The organism is Kribbella sp. CA-247076, from assembly GCF_050942445.1.
Taxonomy (GTDB): domain Bacteria; phylum Actinomycetota; class Actinomycetes; order Propionibacteriales; family Kribbellaceae; genus Kribbella.
Genome location: NZ_CP192051.1, coordinates 7,095,643 through 7,113,420 on the forward strand (window position 1 = coordinate 7,095,643; position 17,778 = coordinate 7,113,420).

Annotated in this window: 17 protein-coding genes and 1 pseudogene; 10 read left to right on the forward strand and 8 right to left on the reverse strand. The window is 70.2% G+C overall.

Annotation, left to right across the window (positions count from 1 at the left end; genetic code table 11):
• Positions 1 to 50 precede the first annotated feature (50 nt).
• Genes ACQPYZ_RS33840 through ACQPYZ_RS33850 form a run of 3 tightly spaced genes read right to left on the reverse strand, consistent with a single transcriptional unit; the run spans position 51 to position 3,084 of the window.
• A complete protein-coding gene (locus ACQPYZ_RS33840) occupies positions 51 to 878 on the reverse strand; it encodes a carbohydrate ABC transporter permease (RefSeq protein WP_433163186.1) in 828 nt (275 codons plus the stop codon).
• On the reverse strand, positions 875 to 1,807 hold the full coding sequence (locus ACQPYZ_RS33845) for a carbohydrate ABC transporter permease (protein WP_433163188.1): 933 nt from the start codon (positions 1,805 to 1,807) through the stop codon (positions 875 to 877). The genes ACQPYZ_RS33840 and ACQPYZ_RS33845 overlap by 4 nt, the downstream gene beginning before the upstream one ends.
• Positions 1,804 to 3,084: an ABC transporter substrate-binding protein gene (locus tag ACQPYZ_RS33850; RefSeq protein ID WP_433163190.1), complete on the reverse strand. Its 1,281-nt coding sequence runs from the start codon at positions 3,082 to 3,084 to the stop codon at positions 1,804 to 1,806. The genes ACQPYZ_RS33845 and ACQPYZ_RS33850 overlap by 4 nt, the downstream gene beginning before the upstream one ends.
• A gap of 301 nt (positions 3,085 to 3,385) precedes the next feature.
• Between ACQPYZ_RS33850 and ACQPYZ_RS33855 the strand changes: the two genes are divergently transcribed.
• From ACQPYZ_RS33855 to ACQPYZ_RS33865, 3 genes are all read left to right on the forward strand, one after another.
• A complete protein-coding gene (locus tag ACQPYZ_RS33855) occupies positions 3,386 to 4,078 on the forward strand; it encodes a hypothetical protein (protein WP_433163191.1) in 693 nt (230 codons plus the stop codon).
• A 94-nt stretch (positions 4,079 to 4,172) separates the two neighbouring features.
• Positions 4,173 to 4,913: a hypothetical protein gene (locus ACQPYZ_RS33860; protein WP_433163193.1), complete on the forward strand. Its 741-nt coding sequence runs from the start codon at positions 4,173 to 4,175 to the stop codon at positions 4,911 to 4,913.
• A gap of 62 nt (positions 4,914 to 4,975) precedes the next feature.
• Complete coding sequence (locus ACQPYZ_RS33865; RefSeq protein WP_433163194.1) at positions 4,976 to 5,749, forward strand: endonuclease/exonuclease/phosphatase family protein; 774 nt, start codon at positions 4,976 to 4,978, stop codon at positions 5,747 to 5,749.
• Positions 5,750 to 5,932: 183 nt separating this feature from the next.
• Here the strand turns inward: ACQPYZ_RS33865 and ACQPYZ_RS33870 are convergent, their stop codons facing one another.
• Entirely contained in the window at positions 5,933 to 7,546 is a 1,614-nt protein-coding gene (locus ACQPYZ_RS33870) for a protein kinase domain-containing protein (RefSeq protein WP_433163196.1), read from the reverse strand.
• Between the two features lie 93 nt (positions 7,547 to 7,639).
• Here ACQPYZ_RS33870 and ACQPYZ_RS33875 point away from each other — a divergent pair, with 93 nt between their 5' ends.
• From ACQPYZ_RS33875 to ACQPYZ_RS33895, 5 genes and pseudogenes are all read left to right on the forward strand, one after another.
• Positions 7,640 to 8,200, forward strand: a complete 561-nt coding sequence (locus tag ACQPYZ_RS33875; protein WP_433163198.1) for an RNA polymerase sigma factor — start codon at positions 7,640 to 7,642, stop codon at positions 8,198 to 8,200.
• 46 nt (positions 8,201 to 8,246) lie between these two features.
• Positions 8,247 to 9,251 (forward strand): dihydroxyacetone kinase subunit DhaK, encoded by a 1,005-nt coding sequence (dhaK, locus tag ACQPYZ_RS33880; RefSeq protein ID WP_433163199.1) that lies wholly within the window; start codon positions 8,247 to 8,249, stop codon positions 9,249 to 9,251.
• Between the two features lie 2 nt (positions 9,252 to 9,253).
• Complete coding sequence (dhaL, locus tag ACQPYZ_RS33885; RefSeq protein WP_433169822.1) at positions 9,254 to 9,877, forward strand: dihydroxyacetone kinase subunit DhaL; 624 nt, start codon at positions 9,254 to 9,256, stop codon at positions 9,875 to 9,877.
• A gap of 57 nt (positions 9,878 to 9,934) precedes the next feature.
• A pseudogene (dhaM, locus tag ACQPYZ_RS33890) lies at positions 9,935 to 10,345 on the forward strand (dihydroxyacetone kinase phosphoryl donor subunit DhaM); the annotation flags it as partial.
• 99 nt (positions 10,346 to 10,444) lie between these two features.
• The gene (locus ACQPYZ_RS33895) at positions 10,445 to 12,250 is read left to right on the forward strand and encodes a putative PEP-binding protein (protein ID WP_433169824.1); all 1,806 of its coding nucleotides are present in this window, start codon (positions 10,445 to 10,447) and stop codon (positions 12,248 to 12,250) included.
• Here the strand turns inward: ACQPYZ_RS33895 and ACQPYZ_RS33900 are convergent.
• Positions 12,232 to 12,885, reverse strand: a complete 654-nt coding sequence (locus tag ACQPYZ_RS33900) for a hypothetical protein (RefSeq protein WP_433163200.1) — start codon at positions 12,883 to 12,885, stop codon at positions 12,232 to 12,234. The genes ACQPYZ_RS33895 and ACQPYZ_RS33900 overlap by 19 nt on opposite strands.
• Positions 12,882 to 13,439: a GNAT family N-acetyltransferase gene (locus ACQPYZ_RS33905; protein WP_433163201.1), complete on the reverse strand. Its 558-nt coding sequence runs from the start codon at positions 13,437 to 13,439 to the stop codon at positions 12,882 to 12,884. Before ACQPYZ_RS33905 ends, ACQPYZ_RS33900 begins: the two co-directional genes overlap by 4 nt.
• A gap of 59 nt (positions 13,440 to 13,498) precedes the next feature.
• Here ACQPYZ_RS33905 and ACQPYZ_RS33910 point away from each other — a divergent pair, with 59 nt between their 5' ends.
• Positions 13,499 to 14,110: an RNA polymerase sigma factor gene (locus ACQPYZ_RS33910; RefSeq protein WP_433163203.1), complete on the forward strand. Its 612-nt coding sequence runs from the start codon at positions 13,499 to 13,501 to the stop codon at positions 14,108 to 14,110.
• Entirely contained in the window at positions 14,097 to 14,948 is an 852-nt protein-coding gene (locus ACQPYZ_RS33915; RefSeq protein WP_433163204.1) for a hypothetical protein, read from the forward strand. Before ACQPYZ_RS33910 ends, ACQPYZ_RS33915 begins: the two co-directional genes overlap by 14 nt.
• Positions 14,949 to 14,973: 25 nt before the next feature.
• Here ACQPYZ_RS33915 and ACQPYZ_RS33920 read toward each other — a convergent pair whose 3' ends face one another.
• Both ACQPYZ_RS33920 and purL read right to left on the reverse strand, forming a co-directional pair.
• Positions 14,974 to 15,459, reverse strand: coding sequence for a DUF1707 SHOCT-like domain-containing protein (locus ACQPYZ_RS33920; RefSeq protein WP_433163205.1), 486 nt, complete (start codon positions 15,457 to 15,459; stop codon positions 14,974 to 14,976).
• A 57-nt stretch (positions 15,460 to 15,516) separates the two neighbouring features.
• On the reverse strand, positions 15,517 to 17,778 hold the full coding sequence (gene purL, locus ACQPYZ_RS33925) for a phosphoribosylformylglycinamidine synthase subunit PurL (RefSeq protein WP_433163207.1): 2,262 nt from the start codon (positions 17,776 to 17,778) through the stop codon (positions 15,517 to 15,519).

Sequence of the window (17,778 nt, forward strand, 5' to 3'; positions counted from 1 at the left end):
TATCGGGTCCGGCGGCCGAACGTTACAACGCCTGCCGAAAGGCTCCGAGGTCAGCCCTTGAGGCCGCTGGTGAAGCCGCGGATGACGTAGCGCTGGAGGACGAGGAAGACGACCAGGATGGGCAGGGCGGCGAGGACCAGGCCGGCGGCGACGAGGCCGTAGTCGGAGGTGTACTCGTTGACGAAGGCGAAGACGCGAACCGGGACGGTTTCGCGATCGGAGCCGCCGAGGTAGAGGAGCGGGGTGAAGAAGTCGTTCCAGATGTGGACGGCGTTGAGGATCAGCACGGTGCCGGTGATCGGGCGCAGGAGCGGGAAGATCACGTGGCCGAAGGCCTGCAAGTGGGAGGCGCCGTCGATCAGGGCCGCGTTGGTGTAGTCGGCCGGCAGCGAGCGGATGAACCCGGTGTAGAGGAACACCGTGAACGGCAACTGGATCCCGGTGTAGAACAGGATCATCCCCTGGTATGTGCCGAGCAGGCCCAGGTCGTTGACCAGCCCGTACAGCGGGATCATCCCGAGCTGGAACGGCAGGATGATGCCGACCAGGAAGAGGATGTAGAGGCTGTAGCTCAGCCGGGACGCGGTCCGGGCGAGGAAGTACGCCGCCAGCGACCCGAGCACGATCAGGACGACGACGCTGGTCACTGTGATCAGCGTGCTGTTCAGCAGGGCCGATCCGAGCGACGCCGACTCCCACGCCTCGCCGAAGCTTCCGACGGACGGCGGATCGGGCAGCGACAGTGGATTGTTGACAATCTGCGCAGGGTCCTTGAACGCCAACGTCACCAGCGCGTACACGGGAAACAGGAACGCGATCGCGACCGCGATCATGACGACCTCACGGACGAGGGTGCGGGGACGGTAGCCGGTCCTCATGCGGTCGTCTCCCTCGATCGCAGGTAGCCGAGTTGGAGGAACGACACCGCCGCCACGAAGATCGCCAGCACCAGCGCGACCGCGGTGCTGTAGCCGAACTTCCCGTACACGAAGGCCTGCTTGTACAGCACGGTCGACAACGTGTCCGTCGCGTACCCCGGCCCGCCGTTCGTCATCGCGATGATCTGCGTGAACAGCGTCAGCCCACCGACCGTCGACAGCATCACGTTGATCGTGGTCGCCGGCGCGAGCAGCGGCCAGGTGATGTGCCGGAACCGGGCGAACGTCCCGGCACCGTCGACCATGGCGGACTCGCGCAACTCCTGCGGTACGCCTTCCAGCCCGGCCAGGAAGATCACCATCGAGTACCCGGCGCACTGCCAGATCACCGTGAACGCGACCGACCAGATCGCCAGCGACGGATCACCGAGCCAGTCCTGCCGGAGCGCGCCGAGGCCGATCGCGCCCAGCGCCGCGTTGAGCCCCGCGTCCGGCGCGGGGTTGTAGACGTACTTCCACAGGAACGACACCATCACCGGACTCACCACAACCGGCGCGAAGAAGATCACCCGCAACGCCATCCGGCTCTTGATCCCGGTGTGTACGCCGAGCGCGAGCAGCAACCCGAGTCCGTTCTGGACGACGACGATCGCGATCGTCAGCAGCAGCGTGTTCCGCAATGCGCCCAGCGCCTGGTCGTCGTTCACCAACTGCCTGAAGTTCTCCACCCCGACGAACGACCGCTGGTCGCCGACGCCCGACCAGTCGGTGAAGGCCGAGCCCGCGCCGGCGATGCTGGGGTAGAGCATCACCAGCGCGTAGACGATCAGCGCCGGTGCCGCGAAGAACCACGGCGGCGAGATCCCGCCGCCGCGACGCCGCGGCGCCTTCGCAGCCTCCCGGCCGACGGCCGTGGTGATCGCCGTCATGCGGTCTTCCGGTAGGCCTCGTCCATCTTCTTCAACGCGCCTTGCACGGTCGTCTTGCCGCCGAGGAGTTCCTGGACGACGGCGAAGTGGGTGGGTTGTACTTCGGCGTTCGGCCAGCGCTGATCCATGAACGGAACGGCCTTGTCCTCCTCCAGGTAGGGCAGGAACGGCTTCAGCACCGGGTCAACCTTCGCCTCGCCGTCGGAGTACAGCGGGACGCACGCGACCGCCTCGGCCCACGCGTTCACGATCGCCGGTTGGCCGCAGTACTCGATGAACTTCTTCACCTGATCGGCCTTCTTGCTCTTCGCGTTGAGCGCGATGCCGACCACGACGCCGCCGGGGATCCAGTTGTCCGCCGCGACGTCGGTGGCCGGGAACGGGAACATGCCCAGGTCGTCAGGCGCCGGCGCGGCCTCGCGGAACGCCTGCAGGACCGCGGAGACCTGCACGGCCATGGCGGCCTTGCCGGTGCCGACCATCGAGGTGGCCTGCTCGTACGTCGTCCCGTTCGGGTTGTCGTTGAAGAAGCCCTTCTTCTGCAACTCGAGGTACTTTGTCATCGCGTCGGCCCAGCCGGAGTCGGCGAACGACGTCTTGCCCGCCATCAACTGGTCGTCGAAATCCGGTGTCTTCGCATAGACAGTGGCGGGGACCAGCGCGTAGTTGATCAGCTGGGTCACCCACGGGGTCTGCGCGCCGAGCGCGATCGGCACGATGCCTTTCTTCTTCAGCTTGTCGCAGACGGTCAGCAGCTCCGTCCAGGTCGCCGGCGGCTCGACGCCCGTGGCCGCGAACGCCTTCTTGTTGTAGATCGCGCCGAGCACGCTGGTGCCGGGCGAGAAGATGAACGTCTTCCCGTCGTTCTGGAAGGCGCCCTTGAACCCGGTCGGGATCTTCTGCGTCCAGGGCTGGTCGCTGAGGTCGGCGAGCAGGTTCGCCTTGCTCAGCTGGACCATCGACATCGCGCTGCCGTTGCCCGGGTAGACCGCGTGCAGGTCGGGTGCGTTCCCGGCCGCGAGCTGGGCGCGGAGCGCGGTCTGCAACTGGTCGGCGGGCGAGAACGACAGGTTGAAGTCGAAGTCGGCGTTCGCCTTCTTGAAGTCGTCCAGCGCCTTGCGCAGGCCGGCCTCCTGGCTGCCGGCGCCGATCACCTTGACCTGTCCACCGGACGACGAGCCGCCGTTGCCACCGCAGGCCGCCAGCGTGCCGGCGGCGGCCACGCCGCCCATCACCTGCAGGAGTCGCCGTCGGCTGACGGACCGATCGAGTGCCATGTCTTTCCTCCTGAGTGGGCGGCGCTGCGCGGGATATCGCGGTGCGTGATGTGAAGTAATCGCGAATCGGTGTTACTTTCCTCACGCGGGACGCTACGGACGGCCTCAGAGGGTGTCAAGGCTTCGTTGAAAGGATTCAGTCGCGGGCGGGACGCAGGCGGTGTCTGGGTGCCCGGCTCGCCTGACAAAATGACGCCGTGCCCGCGACCGCCTGCGCCCCGGACAGCACGTCGTCCACCGTGCTGCGCCCCACCACGCCGTACGGCGGGATCGGGCTTGTGAGGCCGGGGCCGGTGCTGGGGTGAAACGTCCGATTCTGGTCAGCGCCGTGCTCGTGGTCACGCTTCTCGGCGGCGCCGCCGGCTACTACGCCGGCGACCGGACCGAGCCCACACCTACCACCGCGGGTGAGGCCGTCCCGCTCGGCGAGGTCGCGCGGTCCGAGCCGTCCGTGCTGGTCAAGACGCCGGTGCCGAACAATCTCGCCCCGCTCGAGACCGGCCTGTCCTACCAGGACCACGCCTTCACGGTCAGGCCCGCCGGACAGCAGCCCGTGCAGGTGTCGATCGAGACGCCGGACGACTGGCGGCTGACCAAGAACCCGAAGGCTCCGGCCGAAGTGAAGTTCCTCGACCCACGCAACGAGCGCGGCGTCCGCGTCGAGGCGGTCGAGCCGGCCAAGTCCACCGCGGACGCCCGCCAGGAGCTCGTCGTCGGCCTCCGCCAGAGCCAGGCCCCGGAGAACGACCTCCGCATCCTCAGCGAAACCGACGAACAAGTCGAAGACGACGAGGGCCGCCCCCGCTCCGTCTCCACACTCATCTACACCTTCATCCCCAACCAGACCCGCCGCTACGTCATAGTCCGCTGGGTGGTGACCGGCGACGACGACCTGGCCTCGATCGAGATGAGCATCACCGGCCTTCCCCAGGACGCGAAGGGCCTGGACGAAGTACTCCGCAGAGCCACCCGGACAGTCCGCGAGACCAGCTGACCGGCGGTTTCACGGAATTGTTACTCGGGGGGTGCAACCTGGAGGCGGGCTACGGTGTCATTCGGAGTAGGGAATCTGGGGAGGTGAGGCAGGCGTGGCTCGTCGGGGGACTGTTGGCGCTCTGCTGGGGTCGGGGCTGGTGGCGATCGCGGCGCTCGGTGGGGCGGGCGGCTATGGGGTCGGCCTGCTGACGGCGGTCGACGGGTCGGCCGCGGCCGTGGGTACGGCGGCCCCGTTGGGGACCGTGCGGCCGTCGACACCGTCACCGGCGGCGACGCCGACCGAGAAGCCGCGCAAGGTCGTGCCCGACAAGTCCGCACCGCTCGACGCGGACGAGCTGCGGTACAAGACCCGCCGGTTCACCGTGCAGGACGTCTACAGGTCGGAGGTCTCGGCCCGCGTCCCCGCCAACTGGAACGAGACGCAGCCGGACCCGCCACGGACGTCCCGGTTCACCGATCCGACCGGCAAACGCTGGCTCCGGATCGAGGCCGGCTTCACCATCCAGCGGGCGCCCGCGGCGTCGATGGCCGCGCGGATCGCGGAGCTGAACCGGCTGCCGAAGGACCAGATGATCAAGTACCTCGCCAACACCGTGGAGGGCAAGTACGCCACGCTGGCCTACACCTACGTACCGCCCAAGGCGCTGGCGCCGGTGGCGACGCTCCGCTACGTGATCGTCCGCTGGGTCGCCGACGACAGCGGCCTGTGCGCCGTCGAGATGAGCTCGACCGGCCTTCCGCAGGACAAGGAGGCGCTGCTGGCCGTCCTCGACAAGGCCAGCGAGACCGTCGTACGGCGCGACAGCCCGCTCGAGTCGGAGCAGCCCAGCTGAGCCTCGGTCAGCCGGACGTGGGTACCGGGATCGCTCAGCACTCGGCCGACCCGGGGAGAAGCATGCGACTGGTGACGCTCAACGTCTGGGGGACGCGTGGTGACTGGGAGGCCCGGTTGCCCGTGTTCCAGCAGGGATTCCGGGAACTGGACGCCGACGTACTGACGCTGCAGGAGACGATCCTCACCGACGACGTCGACCAGGTGACCGCGATGCTCGGCGACGGGTACCACCTGGCGCACTCGTCCGAACGCGAGTCCGACGGCCAGGGCATCACGACGGCGAGCCGGTGGCCGATCGGTGAGGTGCGGGAGCTCGATCTCAACGTGACCGGCCGGACGGGCGACTTCGCCTGTACGGCGCTCGTCACCGAGGTGCTGGCGCCGTTCGGGACTGTGTGGGTGGCGAACCACTTCCCCGACTACCAGGTCGACCACGAGCGCGAGCGGTGTCTGCAGACCGCGCTGGTCGCGCGAGAGCTCGAGAAGCTGCCCGGGCACGTCATCGTCGCGGGCGACCTGGACGCGGAGGACTCGGCGGACAGCCTCCGGTTCTGGACCGGACGGCACGTGATCGACGAGCTGAGCGTCTGCTACCGCAGCGCCTGGGAGGCGATCCATCCGGACGAGCGGCTGGAGACGTACGTCGAGGAGAACCCGCACTTCGTCGACGAGGAGTGGCCGTTCCGCGGCATCGACCACGTCCTGGTCCGCTGCGGCCCGCGCGGCCGGCCGACTCTGCCCATCGTCGACTGCCGGCGCGTCTTCGACCAGCCCGGCGGCACCCCGAGCGACCACTACGGCCTGGCCGTCGACCTCGCGGAAGAAGCTCGGTAGCCGCGGCTCGTTGCCGTCGGCATCGGACTCAGTCGACCGGCCAGATGGTGCGGAAGATGCTGGAGCGGAGGCGGTAGAAGCGCCGCCGGGCGGCCTGGACGAAGGCAGGCGACGGCCGGAGCCGTTCGCTGGGAAAACGCATGAGGGACTTCCTCGGAGCAGGCTGTTCTGGCTGGGTGCTCGTCAGCCGCCGACGGAAACCGATCGGGCGATCTCCAGGGCGCGGTCGCGGGACTCCCCCGCCGGCACCAGCACCTGGACGAGCATCGAGCCGGTGGTCCCCGTGTCCACGACTCGCTGGAGGAGCATACTGCGGCTCCCGCCACAGTCGGTGGAGAACTGGTCCGTGGTGGGGTGACCGTTGTCCTGGTTGACCGTGGCCTTCTCGGTCCGCGCGCAGCCGAACTTGGCCGCGTCCGCGGCCGTGACCTTGACGTCCGCCGCGTCGGTGGCCCCGACGAAGACGCCGACGCTGTCCAGCGTCCAGTCGTTGTCGCGGCTCACCCGCAGCGCCGGGTAGGCCTTGCTGCTGCCCGGCGGCTGCCACTCGGACTCCGCCACGGACTTCGCCCAGCCGCGCTGGATCTTGACCGTGATGTCGCCCTTCGAGATGGACACCACCTCCCGCTCGGCGAGATATCGCTGCCCGAGGAATCCGGCCCCGCCACCGACGATCAGGGCGAGTACGGCGGCGACCACCCAGCGGCCTCGTCGGCGCTTTCGCGGCGCGGCCGCTGCTGCGGTTGCCTCAGCAGGTACTGCGGCCGACTCGGCGGACGGTGGACCGACCGGCGGCTCGGTGGACGGCTCGGTGGACGCCTCGGCGGAAGGCGCGGTGGACGGCGCGGTGGACTGCGCGGTGGACGGCGCGGTGGGCGCGGCGACGGTCTCGGCCGGGGTCTTGACGACGGTCGGCTTGTTCTCGTCGCTGAGCGCGGTGTTCTCGTCGAGACCGGCGGATTTCGCGACCGTGACGGTCTCCCGGATCGCGAACGTCGAGGGAACGAAGCCGCGGGTGGTCTCGTCCAGGGCGCCGACCAGTTCCTTGGTGAACGACTGGACGTCCGGCCAGCGCTTCTCCCGGTCCGGCTCGAGGGCACGGACGATCGCCAGGTCCACCTGCTCCGGCAGCAGGTACCCGAGCGTGCTCGGCGGCGACGGCGCGGTGACCCGCGAGGCCGCGCCCAGCCCGTCGATCTGATGCGGTGACCGCCCGGTCAGCGCGGCGTACGCGACCGCGCCGAGGGAGTACTGGTCGGCGCGCTGGTCCAGGCGCTCGCCCATCGCCTGTTCGGGAGCGACGTACGACGGGGTGCCGCCGGGCATGGTGATCCGGGACACCTCGTCGAGCGACTTTCCCAGGCCGAGGTCCGACAGGACGGCCCGCTCGCCGTCGTCCGTGCTGCGGAACAGGACGTTCGCCGGTTTCACGTCCCGGTGCAGCAGGCCGCGCCGGTGCAGAGCCTGCAGGCCGCGGCCGATCTGGACGACGACGTCGACGGCCTCGGCCAGCGGGAGGGGCTCCTTCTTCAGCCGGTCGGCGAGCGTGCCGCGATCGGCGTACGTGAGCACGAGGAACGGCCGACCGTCCTCGAGCTCGCCGACGTCGTGGACCTGGACGACGTGCTCGGACTCGACCCGGCGCAGGAACCGGCCCTCCTCGAGGAACCGGCGGCGGACGGAGTCGTCGTGCCCCCAGTTGTCCGCGAGGACCTTGACCGCCACCTCGGCGTCCAGTTGCTCGTCGTGAGCGAGCCATACCGTGGCGAAACCGCCCGCGCCCAGGCGTCGTCGCACGACGTACCGGCCTAGTCTGCTTGGGACCCCCATACAGGGCATTATGGATCACTGGGAGTCCCCTGCCCGGGGCCGATGACAGCAAAGGTACAGATGAGCGAGAGCAGCAGCCCGACCGACGACCTCGGAGTCCTGGCAGAGCGCGCCAAGGGCGGGGACAAGCACGCGATGGACGACCTGCTCCGGCTGGTCCATCCGCGGGTCCTGCGGATCTGCCGCAGCGTGCTGCCGTACTCCGCGGACGCCGAGGACGCGGCCCAGGAGGCGCTGCTGAACATCGCCACCAAGATCCACACGTACTCCGGTCGCAGCAGCTTCTCCACCTGGGTCCACTCGGTGGCGGCCAACTCGGCGCGGTCGACGTACCGGAAGCTGAAGCGGAGCGCGCAGGCGGCGCACAACCCGGAGACGATGGAGCGGCCGGACCCGCGGACCACCAGCGTGATCGCCGGCACCCGCCTGGACCTCCTCGAAGCCCTCGAGACCCTCGAGCGCGACCGTCCGCAGATGGTCACCCCGCTGGTCCTGCGCGACGTCTACGGCCTCTCCTACGAGGAGATCGCCGCCGAAGTCGGCGCCCCGCTCGGCACGGTCAAGTCCCGCATCCACGACGCCCGCGAGGTCGTCCGCCCGCTCCTGCGGCCGAAGGACTGACCGGACGCCTCTCCCGCGAGTCGCCGGGTTGTGCTCAGATGGGGGCATGAAGAAGCTCATCAACGAACCTGGTGATGTTGTGAGTGAGGCGCTGCGGGGGATGGCGGCGGCGCATCCGGATCGGTTGCGGGTGGATCACGAGAACCGGATCGTGTACCGCAAGGACGCACCGAGGCCGGGGAAGGTGGGGCTGATCTCCGGGGGCGGCTCGGGGCACGAGCCGATGCACGGCGGGTTCGTCGGGCTCGGGATGCTCGACGCCGCGTGTGCCGGTGAGGTGTTCACCTCGCCGGTGCCGGACCAGATGATGGCGGCGACCAAGGAGGTCGACGCCGGGGCCGGTGTACTGCACATCGTGAAGAACTACACCGGCGACGTGATGAACTTCGAGATGGCCGCCGAACTGGCCGCCGCCGACGCCGGCACCGAGGTGCTGTCGGTGGTGACGAACGACGACGTCGCCGTCCAGGACAGCCTGTACACGGCCGGCCGCCGCGGCGTCGGCGTGACCGTGCTGCTGGAGAAGATCGTCGGCGCGGCCGCGGAGGAGGGCCGGTCGCTGCAGGAGGTCGGCGACCTGGCCAAGAAGGTCAACGACAACGGCCGCAGCATGGGGATGGCCCTCACGTCGTGCACCGTCCCGGCGGCGGGCAAGCCGACGTTCGAGCTGGCCGAGAACGAGATGGAGGTCGGCATCGGCATCCACGGCGAGCCCGGCCGGCAACGGTTGCCGCTGGCACCGGCCAAGGAGATCGCCGCGATGCTGGTCGACCCGGTGGTCGGCGACCTGCCGTACCGGCAGGGCGACTCGGTGATCGCGTTCGTCAACGGCATGGGCGGTACGCCGCTGATCGAGCTGTACCTGATGTACAACGAGGTCGCCCAACTGCTCGACCGGGCCGGCATCACCGTCGCCCGCTCCCTGGTCGGCAACTACATCACCTCGCTCGAGATGGCCGGCTGCTCGGTCACCCTCCTCAAGGCGGACGACGAACTGGTCCGTCTCTGGGACGCCCCGGTCAACACCCCCGGCCTCCGCTGGGGCGCGTGAGCATGGACGTCGGCACCTTCGAGAGCTGGCTGCGTGACGCTGCGGGGGTCCTGCACGACAACGCGGCGTACCTGACCGAATTGGACTCGGCGATCGGGGACGCGGATCACGGGGCCAACATGGACCGCGGGTTCCAGGCAGTCGTAGCGTTGCTGGACGAGAGCTCGTTCGAGTCGGTCGACGAGCTGATGAAGAAGGCCGGGATGACGCTGGTCAGCAAGGTCGGCGGGGCGAGCGGGCCGCTGTACGGCACGTTCTTCCTGCGGTTCGGGACCGCGCTGGCCGGGGTCTCGCCGATCACCGCGGCGGCGGTCGGCGAGGCATTCCGGGCTGGGGTCGGCGGGATCCTGCAGCGCGGCAAGGCCGAGCTCGGCGACAAGACCATGTACGACGCTTGGGCGCCGGGCCTGGACGCGTACGACGCCGCGGTCGCGGGCGGATCCGAGGTCGGCGGGGCGCTGACCGCGGCCGCGGAGGCGGCGGCGAAGGGCCGGGACGCGACCGTCCCGCTGGTCGCGAAGAAGGGTCGCGCGAGCTACCTGGGCGAGCGCAGCGCCGGACACCAGGATCCTGGTGCCACCAGTACGACGCTGCTGCTCGAATCGGCCGCCCGCACGCTGGCATGACGGTGCTCGCCCGCTGCGACACGACCCCCACGTCTCGGGCTTCGCGGTGGTGACACCGTGATCGGGATCGTGGTCGTGTCCCACAGCCACGCGCTGGCGACGGCGGCTGTCGGGCTCGCGTCCGAGATGGTTGCCGAGGACAAGCGGCCGGTGATCGCGGTGGCGGCCGGGCTGGACGAGACGACGTTCGGTACGGACGCCGCCGCCGTCGCCGAGGCGATCACGGCGGCCGACAGCCCGGACGGCGTACTCGTGCTGCTCGACCTGGGCAGTGCGATCCTGAGTGCCGAGCTGGCGCTGGAGTTCGTCGATCCCGAGGTCGCCGAACGAGTGAAGCTGTCCAGCGCACCCCTGGTGGAGGGCCTGGTCGCGGCCGTCGTCACCGCGTCGACCGGCGCTCCGCTCGAGGCGGTCATCGCAGAGGCCAACCGCGGCCTGGTCGGCAAGCAGGACCACCTCGGTGACACCGAACCAACACCGACGACCACCGCGGCCGCAGCCGAGCAGACCGCTGAAGTTGTGGTGAGCAACGAACACGGCCTGCACGCCCGCCCGGCCGCGCGGCTCGTGGCAGTGGTCAACTCCTTCGACGCGACCGTCACGCTGACCGACCTGGACACCGGCCGGGGCCCGGTCGACGCCGGCAGCCTCAGCATGGTTGCCACACTCAACGCCCAGCAAGGCCACCGGCTGAGCGTCGGCGCGAGCGGTCCACAAGCCGGCGAGGCGTTGGCCGCGATCGCCGACCTGGCCGCGCAGAACTTCGGTGACACACCCGCTGCCGAGGAAAAGCCCACCGCCGGAGGGTCAGGGCTCGACGTCGCGATCGGGCCGGCGATCGTCGTGGACGCCGAGGTCGACCTGAGCGGCTACACGCCCGGGGACGACGAGCGCGGCCGCCTCGACGAGGCCGTCACCGCAGCCGCCGGCGAGCTCGAGCAACTGCGGGACCGCAGCCCGGACCACGGCGGCATCTTCGCTGCGCAGGTGGCGATGGTGCGGGACCGGAAGCCGCTGGGCGCCGTCCGGGACGCGATCTCCGCCGGAGAGTCGGCCGCGGTCGCGTGGAAGCAGACGTACGACAGGCTGGCGAGGACGTTCGAAGGACTGGACGACGCCTACCAGCGCGAACGCGCCCAGGACGTGCGATCCGTCCGCGACCGCGTCCTGCGGATCCTCACCGGGCGCACGACCACGGAAGCGGCCGACGGCATCCTCGTCGTACCGGAGCTGGACGCCGCCACCGCGGCCACGGTCGACGCCGAACGGATCGCCGGCATCGCCGTCCGCGCGGCCGGGACCACCGGCCACGGGGTGATCGTGGCCCGGTCCCGCGGGATCCCGTTGACCACCGGGATCGGCGATGTCGACGTGCCGCCGGGTGCGGTGGTGGCGTTCGACGCGCGGACCGGAACCTTCGAGCTCGCGCCGGACGAGGCGACCGTCCGGGCGACGATCACCGAGCGGCGGACCGAGCGCGAGCAGGCCGCCGCGGAGGCGGATCGGCCGGCGACCACGCTCGACGGCCGGACGATCGACGTACTCGTCAACGTCGGCTCGGTGCAGGACGCGGCCGATGCGCGCGGAGCGGACGGCGCGGGTCTGGTGCGGACCGAGGTGCTCTTCGGCGACCGGCGTACGGCGCCGACCGTGGCCGAGCAGGTGGAGCGCTTCCGGGCGGTCGCGGACGCGCTGCACGGGAAGCCGATGACGATCCGGACGTGGGACATCGGCGGGGACAAGCCGCTGCCGTTCCTGCCGCAGGACCACGAGGCCAACCCGTTCCTGGGCGAGCGTGGCCTCCGGGTCTTCCGGCGGCGGCCGCAGCTGCTCCGCGACCAACTCGAGGCGATCCGGCAGGTCGCGGCGGAGACGCCCGTGCACGTGATGTTCCCGATGGTGACGACCGCCGACGAGGTCGCGTGGGCCCTGGACGAGCTCGGCCCACGGCCGGACGGGCTGCAGGTCGGCATCATGGTCGAGGTGCCGGCCGCCGCGCTCCGGGTCGAGACGCTGGCCGACGGCCTCGACTTCGTCAGCATCGGCACCAACGACCTCACGCAGTACACGACCGCCGCCGACCGGACGAACTCTGCGGTCGCGGCGCTCGCCGACGGCCTCGATCCCGCCGTACTGCGACTGATCGATCACGTCGTCCGCACCGCCGGTGTGCGGGTCGCGGTCTGTGGCGACCTGGCCAGCGACCCGCAGAGCGCCGTACTGCTCGCGGCCCTCGGTGTGCACGAGCTGAGCGCTGTCGGCCCGCAGATCCCCCTGGTCAAGGCGCTACTGCGTCGGACGGACCTCACGAAGGTGCCGGACGTGCTCAACGCCCGCGATGCGGCCGAAGTGCGTCAGCTGGTACGCCGGTAGTACAGCAACTCGACCAGGTTGAAGCCGGACGTGCGCGTGGTCTTGGCAGGCAGCGTGTAGCTCTCCCCTGGCTCCAGATACGTCACGTCGGGGCTGTCCAGGTCGAGGTCGACCACCAGCGCCGGATACGCCCCGGTGTGCCAGGTGTAGGACTCCCCCGCGTCCGGAGTGACGTGCTGCACGCGTACGTCGTCCTCGTCGACGACCACCTTGGCCGGGATCTCACCGACCTGCTCGAACCCCGCGTCGGCCGGCACGCCGGAGATCCCGAAGTACGGGTCGCCGGACGCCTCCTCACCGAGGTCGAGCACCTCGATCAACCGGTTGAGATAGAGCGAGTCGCCGTCGTTCGTGAGCATGTGCACGGGTGACACCGGCCGGTAGACCGAGCCGCCCACGGTCTCGTTGAGGTGCCGGGCCGGGCTGCCGTCGAGCCAGTCCATGTGACACGGGGACGTCGACAGACACAGCACGACGTACGGGTTGTGGTGCAGGTGCCAGGCCTGTGCCTCACCGGGCGCCAGTCTGACCTCCCAGACGCGGACGCGGGAGTTCTTCAGCAGGACGCGGGTCCCGATCTCCCCGAGGACGACCTCGGTCCCGTCCGGCGCGACGACGGTGGTGCCTGCGGTCATGGGTGCTGCTCCTTGTCCGGGAGGTCGATGGGCCGTTCCATTGCTACACCACCGAGCACTACACCGTCCGGCATGGTCAGGTCGACGGTCTCGACCTCGGTGAAGCCGAAGGCCTTGTACAGCGGTACGCCGGGCAGTGTCGCCATCAGCGCGAGCCGGGTGAAGCCCTCGGCCCGGGCCGCGTCCACACAGGCGGTCAGGATCGCCCGGCCGAGCCCACGCCGGGTCCAGTCACCGCGGACGAACATCGCCCGGATCCGGGCCGGCTCGGTCGCCGGGTCCAGGAGCCGTCCGTCAGCGCCCGCCGTACTGGCGTTGAAGAGCTTGTTCCGCCGGCTCCAGCCGCCGCACGCGACCACCTCGCCACCGGCCTCGTGCACGTAGTAGGTGCCGTCGTCGATCAGCGCCTGGTCCAGAGTGGTGATGTGCTCGGCGGCACTGGCCGTCTGCGCGGCGTCGTAGTACGCCGGGAACAGCTCCCGCACCGAAGCCCGCCCCAACGCCGCCACCGCGGGCCCATCCGCCCGCACCGCACGCCGCAACTCAGCCTCCACGCCCCATAGGCTAGCCATGCGGTGAAATGGATCGGCCGGGTGGCGGACATCTCCCGGGTATGACGCAGACACCGATCGAGGCCCGGCCCGGGCTGGTGAGTGAGGTAGTCGTGCACGACCCACCACCAGACCGACGGCGTGAGCGGTTCGAGAACCTGTTCGGCGCGCACCGGGAGGCCGTGCTCGGCTACCTCCGCCGCCGGACCGACAGCGGTCACGACGCCGCCGACCTGCTCGCGGACACGTTCCTGGTGGCGTGGCGACGGCTGGACGACGTACCGCCGGGCACTCTGACCAGACCCTGGCTGTACGGCGTGGCGCGCCGAGTGCTCGCCAACCACCGGCGGGGCGAGGGCCGCCGGCACGCACTGGCCACGAAGCTGCGCCAGGAGCTCACCGACCTGGACGCGACGGCCACCGCGCTGCCGGCCGACACTCCGGCGGCCAGGGCGTTCCGGGCACTGTCGGAGCAGGACCGCGAGCTGCTCTCACTGGTGGCCTGGGAGGAGCTCGACACCGCCCAGATCGCGACCGTGCTCGGCATCTCGACGAACGCCGTCCGGATCAGGCTGCACCGCGCCCGGAAGCGGTTCGCCACGTTGCTCACCGCCCCGCTGGCGAACCGGAACCTGGTCGCCCTCAGAGAGGAGACCTCCCATGAAGACGCCTGACCTCGACGCCGCCGTCCGCGGCCTCGCCTCCACCCGCACCGACGACCGGATCACCGACGCGGCCTGGTCCGAGCTCGCCGAGAACGTCACCAGTGAGCACGCACCGCCCCTCACCCTCGCCCCACCGCGCCGGCGCCGCCCCCGCCTGGTGCTCGCCGCCGCCGCAAGTCTGCTGGTCGTCGGCGTGGTCGCGGCAGCCGTGGTCAACCGGCCCGGACAGGACCTGCCGCAGGCGATGTCCGTCACGGACCAGGGCGACTGGCTGACCGTCCGGGTGATCGACCAGAACGCCGATCCGCGGGCCTACAACCAGCAGTTCAAGAAGCTCGGGCTGAACATCAAGGTGAAGATGGTCCCGGTCGCACCGTCGGCCGTCGGCAAGTATGCGACCTTCATGTACAACGAGGGCAGCGACGGGTCGAAGCTCGGGCTGCTCAGGCCGGGTGAGAACTGCCCGGCAACCCTGAACGCGAGCGACCCCGGCTGCCAGTACGGCGTGGAGGTGGGCAAGACGTTCAAGGGCAAGGCCGAGATCCACTTCGGCCGGGCCGCCCGGCCCGGGGAGAGGTACCAGTACATCCCGAGCGACGCCGCCGCTCCTGGGGAGGAACTGGCGGGCCTGTCGTACAAGAACAAGCGCGTGTCCGAGGTGCAGAAGCTGATCGCGGCCCGCGGCGTCAGCATCGGCGGCTATCTGAACTCGAAGACCGAGATCATCGACGGCGTCAACACCGCCAAGGAAGTCGACCCGGCGCCGGCCGACTGGTATGTCCACGAGGCTCAGCCGGAGTCGCCGGGAGTCGTCGTGCTCTGGATCGGCACCGAGCCGGAGAAGTAGTCCGGTCCGAACGCTCCCGTCGGCTTCAGGGCCGGCGGGGGCGTTTGCCCTTTCCGGACGCCCAACGGTAGGTGACGAAGGTCCAGAGGAGGGCGGGGAGGGCGAAGATCGCGGCCGCCGCCTCGCGGCCGAAGAGGAGCAGCACCAGGCCGGTCAGGACGAACGGCAGCGCGAGCCAGACCGCACCGGCGAATGCGGCCCAGCGCCAGCGGCTCGGCCTGCGGTCTGCGGGCCGGTACAGCGAGGGGGCGGGCAGGCCGGCGAAGATCGGCTGCAGGTCCCGGTGGGTGACGGCGTCGTTGAGCCGGTCGACGCGGGCGTGCAACTCGTCCTGGTCGAGCCGCCCGACGGCGAACTGCTCGGCCAGGTCGTCCGTGCAGATCCGGCGCTCCTCGTCGGTCAGCCGGATGTTCGCCAGCCGGCGCCGCGCGGCCACCTGCCGGGCCTCCTGCCCGGCCGCTGCCGCCAGGCCCATCAGCTCGCCCGGCTTGACCGGCCGCCGCTCCGCCATCGTCTCACCTCACTCGTCCTCTTCGAGTGTGCCAGACGAAGCGGCAGGCCCAAGGGGTCAGCTGAGCGCGGCCGGGAGGGTCTGCGTCCAGGCCGTCCGCAGCTCGGACAACGGCAGCTCGAACTGGTCCTGCACGTCCAGCGAGTCCCCGGTGACGACCCCGATCTTCACGTGCGGGAAGCGCCGCGCCGTACACATGTCGGTGAACCGGACCTCCTCGGTCCGCGGTACGGCGACCACCGCGCGGCCGGCCGACTCCGCGAACAGGAACAGGAACGGGTCCAGCCCGTCCGGCGCCCACACGCGCGCGCCGACCCCTCCCCGCAGCGTCGACTCGACCAGGGTCTGCGCGACACCGCCGTCGCTGACGTCGTGCGCCGCGTCGATCAGGCCGTCGCGCGAGGCGTTGATCAGGATGTCGGCCAACTGCTGCTCCATGGCCAGGTCGACCGCCGGCGGACGGCCACCCAGGTGACCGTGGACGACGTGCGCCCACTCCGACCCGGACAGCTCCTCGTCGGTCTCCCCGAGCAGGTAGAGCTGGTGGCCCTCCATCTCGGCGGTGAAGCCGATCGGCGTACGGCGGGTGACGTCGTCGATCACGCCGAGCACGCCGACCACCGGCGTCGGCAGGATCGGGGTGTCACCGGTCTGGTTGTAGAACGAGACGTTGCCGCCCGTGACCGGAATGCCCAGCTCGATGCAACCGTCGACCAGGCCACGGATCGCCTCGGCGAACTGCCACATCACCGCCGGGTCCTCGGGCGAGCCGAAGTTCAGGCAGTCGGTCACCGCGGCCGGGCGGGCGCCCGTGGTCGCGACGTTCCGGTAGGACTCGGCCAGCGCCAGCTTGGCGCCGGTGTACGGGTCCAGCTTGGTGAACCGGCCGTTGCAGTCGGTCGACACCGCGACGCCGAGGCCGCTGGTCTCGTCGACCCGGATCATCCCGCTGTCCTCGGGCTGCGCGAGCACCGAGTTGCCGAGCACGTAGCGGTCGTACTGGTCCGTCACCCACGACTTGTCACAAAGGTTCGGCGACGCGACCAGCGTCAGCAGCGTGTCCCGCAGCTCCTCGCCAGTGGTTGCTCGCGGCAACTTCTCCGCACCGTCGGCCTGCAGGTCGTCCTGCCAGGACGGGCGCTCGTACGGGCGCTCGTACACCGGCCCCTCGTGCGCGACCGTCCGCGGCGGTACGTCGACCACCCGCTCACCGTGCCAGTCGATCTGCAGCCGGCCGGTGCCGGTGACCTCGCCGATCACGTCCGCCTGGACGTCCCACTTCGCGCAGATCTTCAGGAACGCCTCGACGTTGTCCGGCGTGACGACCGCCATCATCCGTTCCTGCGACTCGCTCATCAGGATCTCTTCCGGCGCGAGCGACGCGTCCCGCAGCGGCACCTTGTCGAGCGAGACGTACATCCCGCCCTCCCCCGCACTCGCGAGCTCCGAGGTCGCGCAGGACAGCCCGGCCCCGCCGAGGTCCTGGATGCCCTCGACGACGTTCGCCGCGAACAGCTCGAGCGTGCACTCGATCAGCAGCTTCTCCATGAACGGGTCGCCGACCTGGACCGCGGGCCGCTTGGTCGGACCGCCCTCGGCGAAGGTCTCCGACGCCAGCACCGAGACGCCACCGATCCCGTCGCCCCCGGTCTTGGCGCCGTACAGGATGATCTGGTTGCCGACACCGGTCGCGTTCGCGAGGTGCAGGTCCTCGTGCCGCATCACGCCGACGCAGAGCGCGTTCACCAGCGGGTTGCCCAGGTACGTCGGGTCGAAGACGACCTCACCGCCGACGTTGGGCAGGCCGAGGCTGTTGCCGTACCCGCCGATCCCGGAGACCACGCCGGGCAGCACGCGCTTGGTGTCACCGGCGTCCAGCGGGCCGAACCGCAGCGGGTCCATCACCGCGACCGGGCGCGCGCCCATCGCGAGGATGTCGCGGACGATGCCGCCGACCCCGGTCGCCGCACCCTGGTACGGCTCGATGTACGACGGGTGGTTGTGCGACTCCACCTTGAACGTGACCGCGTAACCCTCGCCGATGTCGATCACGCCGGCGTTCTCACCGATGCCGGCGAGCATCTTCCCGGCCGGTGTCTCCTGCGGGATCTCACCGAACCGGCGCAGGTGCACCTTCGACGACTTGTACGAGCAGTGCTCGCTCCACATCACCGAGTACATCGCCAGCTCGCAGCTGGTCGGCCGGCGGTCCAGGATGTCGCGGATCCGCTGGTACTCGTCCGGCTTCAGCCCGAGCTCGGCCCAGGGCTGCTCGACGTCAGGGGTGCGGCCGGCATTGCTAACTGTGTCTGCGGACAC

Excerpts from the sequence above, each read along its gene's own strand:
- ACQPYZ_RS33840 (WP_433163186.1), bottom strand. The coding sequence starts at position 878 with ATGAGGACCGGCTACCGTCCCCGCACCCTCGTCCGTGAGGTCGTCATG.
- ACQPYZ_RS33850 (WP_433163190.1), bottom strand. The coding sequence starts at position 3,084 with ATGGCACTCGATCGGTCCGTCAGCCGACGGCGACTCCTGCAGGTGATG.
- dhaL (WP_433169822.1), top strand. The coding sequence starts at position 9,254 with ATGGACGTCGGCACCTTCGAGAGCTGGCTGCGTGACGCTGCGGGGGTC.
- ACQPYZ_RS33875 (WP_433163198.1), top strand. The coding sequence starts at position 7,640 with ATGAGCGAGAGCAGCAGCCCGACCGACGACCTCGGAGTCCTGGCAGAG.
- dhaK (WP_433163199.1), top strand. The coding sequence starts at position 8,247 with ATGAAGAAGCTCATCAACGAACCTGGTGATGTTGTGAGTGAGGCGCTG.
- ACQPYZ_RS33845 (WP_433163188.1), bottom strand. The coding sequence starts at position 1,807 with ATGACGGCGATCACCACGGCCGTCGGCCGGGAGGCTGCGAAGGCGCCG.
- ACQPYZ_RS33865 (WP_433163194.1), top strand. The coding sequence starts at position 4,976 with ATGCGACTGGTGACGCTCAACGTCTGGGGGACGCGTGGTGACTGGGAG.
- ACQPYZ_RS33900 (WP_433163200.1), bottom strand. The coding sequence starts at position 12,885 with ATGACCGCAGGCACCACCGTCGTCGCGCCGGACGGGACCGAGGTCGTC.
- ACQPYZ_RS33910 (WP_433163203.1), top strand. The coding sequence starts at position 13,499 with ATGACGCAGACACCGATCGAGGCCCGGCCCGGGCTGGTGAGTGAGGTA.
- ACQPYZ_RS33915 (WP_433163204.1), top strand. The coding sequence starts at position 14,097 with ATGAAGACGCCTGACCTCGACGCCGCCGTCCGCGGCCTCGCCTCCACC.
- ACQPYZ_RS33920 (WP_433163205.1), bottom strand. The coding sequence starts at position 15,459 with ATGGCGGAGCGGCGGCCGGTCAAGCCGGGCGAGCTGATGGGCCTGGCG.